The 7,243-nt window shown below is 45.5% G+C and carries 9 protein-coding genes and 1 tRNA gene; 5 read left to right on the top strand and 5 right to left on the bottom strand.

Annotated features, from left to right (window positions below; genetic code table 11):
- Positions 1-348: 348 nt before the first annotated feature.
- The 5 genes from J7529_RS24155 to J7529_RS24135 form a co-directional block, all read right to left on the bottom strand.
- Positions 349-432 (bottom strand) — tRNA-Leu (locus J7529_RS24155).
- Between the two features lie 85 nt (positions 433-517).
- Entirely contained in the window at positions 518-1,672 is a 1,155-nt protein-coding gene (locus J7529_RS24150) for an ABC transporter permease (RefSeq protein ID WP_318731100.1), read from the bottom strand.
- 139 nt (positions 1,673-1,811) lie between these two features.
- The gene (locus J7529_RS24145; protein WP_318731099.1) at positions 1,812-1,997 is read right to left on the bottom strand and encodes a hypothetical protein; all 186 of its coding nucleotides are present in this window, start codon (positions 1,995-1,997) and stop codon (positions 1,812-1,814) included.
- Positions 1,998-2,081: 84 nt separating this feature from the next.
- On the bottom strand, positions 2,082-2,264 hold the full coding sequence (locus tag J7529_RS24140) for a hypothetical protein (RefSeq protein ID WP_318731098.1): 183 nt from the start codon (positions 2,262-2,264) through the stop codon (positions 2,082-2,084).
- 2 nt (positions 2,265-2,266) lie between these two features.
- Positions 2,267-3,550: a hypothetical protein gene (locus tag J7529_RS24135; RefSeq protein WP_318731097.1), complete on the bottom strand. Its 1,284-nt coding sequence runs from the start codon at positions 3,548-3,550 to the stop codon at positions 2,267-2,269.
- Between the two features lie 99 nt (positions 3,551-3,649).
- On the opposite strand from J7529_RS24135, the gene crtR reads away from it, so the two are divergent.
- The 5 genes from crtR (at position 3,650) to menB (ending at position 7,077) form a co-directional block, all read left to right on the top strand.
- Entirely contained in the window at positions 3,650-4,546 is an 897-nt protein-coding gene (gene crtR, locus J7529_RS24130) for a beta-carotene hydroxylase (protein ID WP_413038981.1), read from the top strand.
- Positions 4,547-4,594: 48 nt separating this feature from the next.
- On the top strand, positions 4,595-4,924 hold the full coding sequence (locus J7529_RS24125) for a DUF433 domain-containing protein (RefSeq protein WP_318731095.1): 330 nt from the start codon (positions 4,595-4,597) through the stop codon (positions 4,922-4,924).
- Positions 4,924-5,265 carry a DUF5615 family PIN-like protein gene (locus tag J7529_RS24120; protein ID WP_413038980.1) on the top strand — a complete coding sequence of 114 codons (342 nt, stop codon included), beginning with the start codon at positions 4,924-4,926 and terminating at the stop codon, positions 5,263-5,265. The genes J7529_RS24125 and J7529_RS24120 overlap by 1 nt, the downstream gene beginning before the upstream one ends.
- A gap of 18 nt (positions 5,266-5,283) precedes the next feature.
- Positions 5,284-6,051 (top strand): GUN4 domain-containing protein, encoded by a 768-nt coding sequence (locus J7529_RS24115; protein WP_318731093.1) that lies wholly within the window; start codon positions 5,284-5,286, stop codon positions 6,049-6,051.
- 192 nt (positions 6,052-6,243) lie between these two features.
- The gene (gene menB / locus J7529_RS24110) at positions 6,244-7,077 is read left to right on the top strand and encodes a 1,4-dihydroxy-2-naphthoyl-CoA synthase (RefSeq protein WP_318731092.1); all 834 of its coding nucleotides are present in this window, start codon (positions 6,244-6,246) and stop codon (positions 7,075-7,077) included.
- The last annotated feature ends 166 nt before the right edge of the window (positions 7,078-7,243 follow it).

The following is a 7,243-nucleotide window of genomic DNA, read 5'->3' as shown; positions in this document are numbered from 1 at the left end:
TGAACCCCCGGCATCAGGTTTTGGAGACCTGCGTTCTACCAACTGAACTAAGGGCACACTGGTTGACTTGAATTAGCCTAAGTCCTCCAATTATACATATCAAATAGTATTTCCCGTATGGTTCTCTACTTATCCATAGGGGATGCTTATGTGATGGTCATGTGATTGGGTTATTAGTGAAAGTCTATGGCAATGTTTCCATGAATAAGTTTTCTCTATTTTTATGACCTATTTACCTCATACTCATTTTTGGGGTGTTAAAGTGGTTTTGTGTGAAATATATGTGAAAAGTAGTGCCTGTGAGAACTTTGGGATTCAATTGCCTGGTGTAGCTAGGTTATAAGGTTATGCGGAACCGGGGACTTGAACCCCGAAGTCCTTGCGGACACTAGAACCTGAATCTAGCGCGTCTACCAATTCCGCCAGTTCCGCTTCTAGGAGTCTTTCAGCAATCTGATTAAGCACTCCGATCTTCTATTATTATCGATTGTTAGTTTAAAGTCAAGTTAAAGCTCAATTAAGCTCGTAGAGCTTTGACAGGATCGAGTTGACTTGCTTGCCAAGCTGGGAAAAAACCGGCTCCCATACCGACAACTAGAGCTGCACTAAGGGAAAATCCAGCGACTTGGGGATCAAAGCGGTAGGGTAAGTTAAATTGATCGGCAACAATCAGGGTTAAACTGTGAACGGTTATGATCGCCATTACCCCACCCACTAAACTCAGCAGTGTGGCTTCTAGAATAAATTGACATAAAATATCCCGCTCTGTTGCACCGATCGCTAAACGCAGCCCAATCTCGGCGGTTCTTTCCATCACCGAGGCAATGCTAATATTGGCGATACCTACCCCCCCCACGAATAAAGCAATTAATCCCACTAATGCTAATCCTTGGGATGCTAATTTTAAGGTAGTTTGTTGTTCCAAGATTTCATCTATATTCGTCCCTACCCAAAACCGTTGTTGGGGAAATCTCTGCTCAACTAAAGTGTTAACCTGCTGTTCTAGCTCCTCAAGATCTTCTATGTTTTGGGGACGAATTAGGATATTAGGGATTATCCGAGAACCGGTCAGAGCATAATAGAGAGTAGAAGGCACTAATACGAGTCCTTGTCGCTCTCCATCGGCTGGAAAATTCGCAACTATACCAATAATGATATAGGGTCTACCATGAATATATATGCGTTGATGAAGGGGATCTCGATCTTTAAAGAGCTGCTGTGCCATAAATTCATCAATAATGGCAACGGAACGAAATTCAGTAAACTCTCTGGAGGAAAAAGCTCGTCCCTGAATGATTCTTCGCCCGGCTGTGGCGAGCAAATGCTCGGATACCGCGACAACTTCTGCCTCAGCTTGTTTGTCTTCAAAGAAAACTTGACTTCTCCAATTGATATACTGTTTAGTCGCGATCGCCTCTACTCCGGTTAACTGTTTCTCCAGAAACGTCACATCCTCTGAAGTCATTCCCCATTTCCAAATTTCTACCTGTGGAGGTTCTCGCTGGGCTAACTCTTCTTCCATGATGGCTCTAGAGATTGTACCGACTTTCAACGTGGCATCAACGGCAAAGACACCCATGAATACTCCGACCAAAGTTAACCCCGATCTCAAGGGGTTACGCCATAGGGAACTCCACGTTATTAGGATCAAATGGGGTAATGATAAACTCATGATTTTTCTCAGGTAGCAGTTGATTTACAGTGCTTTGGGCTACCTGAGAAAGTATAACGCTTTGGACTCTAGCAATAGGCAAAAGCTTGCATTGCTTAAGTTCTGTAGACAGAAATCTGTGGTGATTTAGGGGGAGGGTTTATTTCTGAGCCATCAGTTGAATTTTTTGCAATAGGCATTCCACTTCAGCTTCTAAGTGCAGATACTTGACTTGTTGATCCGCTTGATACAAATTTTGCATCCTTTTCCAGGATTCTTTAGCTTGAACGGAGGTGGATGCAGATTTTTTTTTGGTAGCTAAGGCAACAGTAGAAGAGGTGTTCATCTTGTTTAGGAATATATGCTTATTTATGCTGAGGGAGAATTATAGCGTAAAGGACCTCAAATTATCAAGTTTTGTAACAAGATTCTAGAAACGGGTAATGCTCAATTGGAGAATCCCGGCAGCGATCGCCGTCCAGATCAGCAGAATAATAATTCCTCCAGGAATAAACGTCAACAGACCGACTCCTCTCAATATCCAGAGGATAACAGCCCCTAGAAGGCTAAATACAAATAACCAGTAGACTGGACTACTCGATTTCATATGCATAGTTACCTGGCAGTCTCCATCCTAGATTTAGGTTTTGGCCAAGGAAGGTTAGCATGTTTGGCTAATTCACGGGCAACGGCGATCGCCCCCCATTGATTAATATGGCTCGGATCGGCAAAATACTTGGGATTCTTGAGGTTCTCTAATTCTGAGCTAACCAGATTGACCATGATTAAGCCTTGATGATTGACCCACCCATTGAGTTCCTGATGAAACTCTTGTTCATAAGCCAGACGTACCGGATCGAGATAGTCCGCAGTTAGGGGAAGATTGACAAATACTAACGGAATCTGCCGTCTTTGGGTATAGGCGAGCAGTTGGGAAAGGGCGATCGCCTGTTCTCCCTGAAGATAGAATCCACTATAGTCCCCGTCAAACTGTCCAGCGATGCGGGGATACCGGGTATAGTAGGTTTGGGGATTAAAAACTTGCTCAACCGGTAAAAACCCCAAAGGCGTTAAATCACTCAACGTGCGATTTGCCTGAATGGTGGCTAATGCTTTTTCCCAGATCGAGGCTTGATGGCGTTGGGAAACTGGGGGTAATAGACAAGGAGAACTCAGGACACTAGAAATTAATGAGACCGATGGCTCTGAACTGGCAAAAGGTATCGGAATGTCATAACACTGCTCGGCATCTGGCAAAAGTAAGGGAACACTAGGGCGTACTCCCTCTAAGAGCAGTTGATACCCTTCAGATTCAATAATCGATTGATAGGTACGGTCTGAACGACCACTATTAAATGCTCGGACTCCATCTGCCCAGAGAATCAGACGGGGAAGTTGATCGGAGGTGAGAATTTCCCGGATTAACAAATCCACCACTTGGACCGTTGCGCCATTAATGCCGAAATTATAAATGCTTAACTCTCCCTGCTGTCCCTCTCCTATAGCTTTGCGCAAGGCTAACGGATCGACCCCTTGCAGGGCGCGAGAACTGCCCACAATCAGAACATCAGGCGGCCCATATAAGGCGACTTGATACAAATACCAACCCAAATGCTCATTGAGTCGTTGAGAGCCAAAATTAGCGGGAGTAAAGCGGGTTAAACCGGGTTGGGAAAGCCCTCCTTGCTTAACTAACCATCCAGAACTCTCCGATTCTTGAGTCTCTAGGATAGAAACTTCAGTGGGACGGAGGGCATAGGCTTGCCAGAGGCGATCACTACTTCCCCAAGTTAGGAATACACTCGGCAATAGGAACAACCAGAAGCTCATCATCATAGATCCATTTTGATGCTCTGTTCCTAAGATAAAGGCGATCGAGGTATACCCGCCCAGTTTCATTAAATGAGTTGATGTTACAAAACTTTATTATTTCCCCCTCATCCTCTATACTACCCAAAGGCTTATTTGTACCAGTTAAACGAAGGAGTACCGAATCGCATGATGGTGTCGGAGGCACAGAGACCCCTGACCGTTCCCAAAGAGTTGCTTCATCCACCTGAGACGTTTTTCAATCTCAATGTGATCATGTTCTTGGCAGCTCTAATCTTAATTGGGCTGTCAGTGTGGGGATATTGGTGGGCAGGTTTACCCCATTGGCTCTCGTTTATCGAGAGTATCTTGGCGTTGCATTTAGCCGGCACTATTATTCATGATGCCTCCCATAAGGCTGCACACCGCGATCGCCTGCTGAACGCCATTCTCGGCCATGGTAGCGCTCTGATGCTTGGTTTTGCCTTTCCGGTCTTTACCCGAGTCCATATTGAGCATCACGCCAACGTCAACGACCCCGAAAACGACCCCGATCACTTCGTCTCTACAGGGGGCCCACTCTGGTTAATCAACGCCCGCTTTTTCTACCACGAAATCTACTTTTTCCAGCGGAAACTCTGGAAAAATAATGAGCTACTGGAATGGTTTCTCAGTCGTTTATTTTTGGTGGCGATCGTTGCTGCTGCCTATCATTGGGGTTTCCTGAGCTATATCCTCAACTTTTGGTTTGTTCCCAGTGGTATCGTTGGTTTAGCCCTAGGCTTATTCTTCGACTATCTTCCCCATCGTCCCTTCCATGAAACCGCTCGTTGGAAAAATGCCAGAGTTTATCCGAGTCCCATCCTGAATCTGTTAATTTTCGGGCAAAACTATCATCTCGTGCATCATCTTTGGCCCTCCATTCCCTGGTACTACTATGAAAAAACCTATCAGGTGATGAAACCTCTATTAGACCGCAAAGGCTGCACCCAAACCCTCGGACTTCTCGAAAAACAGAGTTTTGGGAGTTTCCTCTACGATGTCTTTATTGGCATCCGTTTCGGTGGTCACGGGAAGTCAAAGTGAGGCCAGTTAGCCTAAAATTGAATTACCCTCTCACTATTGCTATCGTCCATGACTAGCAAAGAACTAGAAGAGCAACTGCTGACTCTATCGCTTGCTGAAAAAGCAGCCATAGTTCAGCGGTTAACCCAAAGTCTCCGTCTCAGTGGCAAAGGCATCACGAAAACCCCTGGTGTTTGTGGTGGAGAATCTTGTATCGCTGGAACTCGAATCGCTGTTTGGCTATTGGTTGAAGCCCAGCAACTGGGTATTGGTGAAGCCCAACTTTTGCAAGATTATCCTCATATTACGGCGGCTGATTTGGTCAATGCTTGGGCTTATGCGGATGCTTATCCGGAAGAAATTGCCGCAGCAATTCACAGGAATAATGAGGTTGCTTGATAGCTCGTTTATATGCTGACGAACAATTTCCTCGACAAGTCAGCGAGCGACTCCGGATGATGGAACATAATGTATTGACTGTACAAGACGCAGGAAATGCTAACTTGGGAATACCTGACGATCAGGTGTTAGATTTCGCGATTCGTAATAACCGTGCAGTATTGACTCTAAATCGCCAAGATTTTATTCAATTACACCGTGCAAATCCCAGCCATTGCGGTATTATTGTTTGTACTAATGATATGGATCGTTATCGTATGGCAATTCGGATTAATGATGAGATCGCCGCAGCAGAAGACTTAAGCAGTCAGTTGATTCGTGTGGTGCGTCCTGCCAGTTAAAGATTTTGACCTTGGGTTGTGGAACAAGAACGGCAAATAACATTATCGAATTATGCCCAACAGATGGGGGTTTCCTATAAGACGGCTTGGCGCTGGTGGAAACAGGGAAGGCTGATAGGGAAGCAGTTGGAAAATGGTTCGATTTGGATTGATGAGTCGATGGTATTACCAGAGGAGGAAACGGAACAAACTGGGTTACAACAGCAGCTAGAAATTGCGGCTCAGGAGCGAGAAGAGTTGAGAAACCTCTTGCATGAGGTTTTGTTTGAATTACGAAAGTTAAAGGGGAATTCAGAGCCAAATCCTTGGCCATCTGAGGTGGGGATGGACTATAGTCATCTGGTGTCGTTACTGGAGGCAGGGAGTTGGCAAGAGGCGAATGAGTATACCTGGTTATTGTTGTTGGCGCTGGCAGGATATGAGGAAGGAGATGATCTGGCACTGGAGGAGATAGAGGCGCTGCCGAAGATGGACATGGAGACATTGGATCGGCTGTGGTATGAGTATAGCGAAGGTCGATTTGGGTTTGGGGTACAGGAGTGGATTTGGGAAGAGTGCGATCGCCATTATGAGGTATTTTGCGATCGCATTGGCTGGCGCATTCAGTCAAAATGGTTAAGTATGGATCAACTCAGCTTTTCCCTCTCTGCACCTGTAGGACATCTTCCAGCCATTATCTGGCGTAACCGTGCTTGTTATGGTTTAGGCTATCATTCCCCTGATGAAGTTTTAGAAACCCTGTTTTCATTTTCAATACCTTTGCCAAAATCCGGCAGGGTTGTTTGAGAGTGATTTCTGGCGATTATAAAACAATAGAGAGCAAGCTTGCTCAAAAACAGCCCTGTCAACACTAGGTGGGGGGCTTGTATAGTAAAGTTATTGTGTACCACAACTACAACGACTCGCTGTCGTCCACATGAATGGGTTAAGGAATGAGGTAAAATCCTTAAGTCTTGATTATAAGGTGCGATCGCATTTATGACTGTTAACTGGGAAAGCGTCAAAACTTACGAAGATATTCTCTATCACAAAACTGATGGTATCGCCAAAATTACCATTAACCGTCCCCATAAACGCAACGCTTTTCGTCCCAAAACTGTATTTGAACTCTATGAGGCTTTTTGCGACGCAAGAGAAGATGCTCAAATTGGGGTAGTCTTGTTGACAGGGGCTGGCCCCCATACGGATGGGAAATATGCGTTTTGTTCTGGTGGAGACCAGAGCGTCCGAGGCACAGCGGGATATGTAGATGATTCAGGAGTGCCTCGCCTCAATGTACTCGATTTACAGCGATTAATCCGGTCGATGCCCAAAGTGGTAATTGCATTAGTGGCTGGATATGCGATCGGGGGTGGTCATGTATTACACCTCATCTGCGATCTAACTCTGGCGGCTGATAATGCCATTTTTGGGCAAACAGGGCCGAAAGTGGGTAGCTTTGACGGGGGGTTTGGAGCCAGTTATTTAGCGCGTATTGTCGGTCAAAAAAAAGCAAGGGAAATCTGGTTTCTCTGTCGCCAGTATACGGCTCAACAAGCCCGAGACATGGGCTTAGTTAATCATGTGGTTCCAGTAGAACAATTAGAAGTAGAAGGTATTCAATGGGCGCAAGAAATTTTACAAAAAAGTCCGATTGCCATTCGCTGCTTAAAAGCGGCCTTTAATGCCGACTGTGACGGCCAAGCCGGCCTACAGGAACTTGCAGGGAATGCGACCCTACTCTATTACATGACAGAGGAAGGTGCAGAAGGCAAACAAGCCTTTTTAGAGAAGAGATCTCCTAATTTCCGCCAATATCCCTGGTTACCGTAGGTCAAATGAATTACGCAAATCCGGCTACGCCCAATCTAGGAACAAGAACCGGGGTTATGATGGATTGCCCAAGATCCTAGTAATACCATTTCTCTATGAAGTTGCGCTTAATAAGGCATCGACCAAGTAGTCCCATCCAGTAATCGAGGCGATCGTTACCTTATCG

It is taken from the genome of Roseofilum sp. Guam (genome assembly GCF_017746735.1).
GTDB classification, from domain to species: domain Bacteria; phylum Cyanobacteriota; class Cyanobacteriia; order Cyanobacteriales; family Desertifilaceae; genus Roseofilum; species Roseofilum reptotaenium.
The sequence above is the reverse complement of the archived record's forward strand: the minus strand, read 5'-3'. Positions and strand labels throughout refer to the sequence as shown.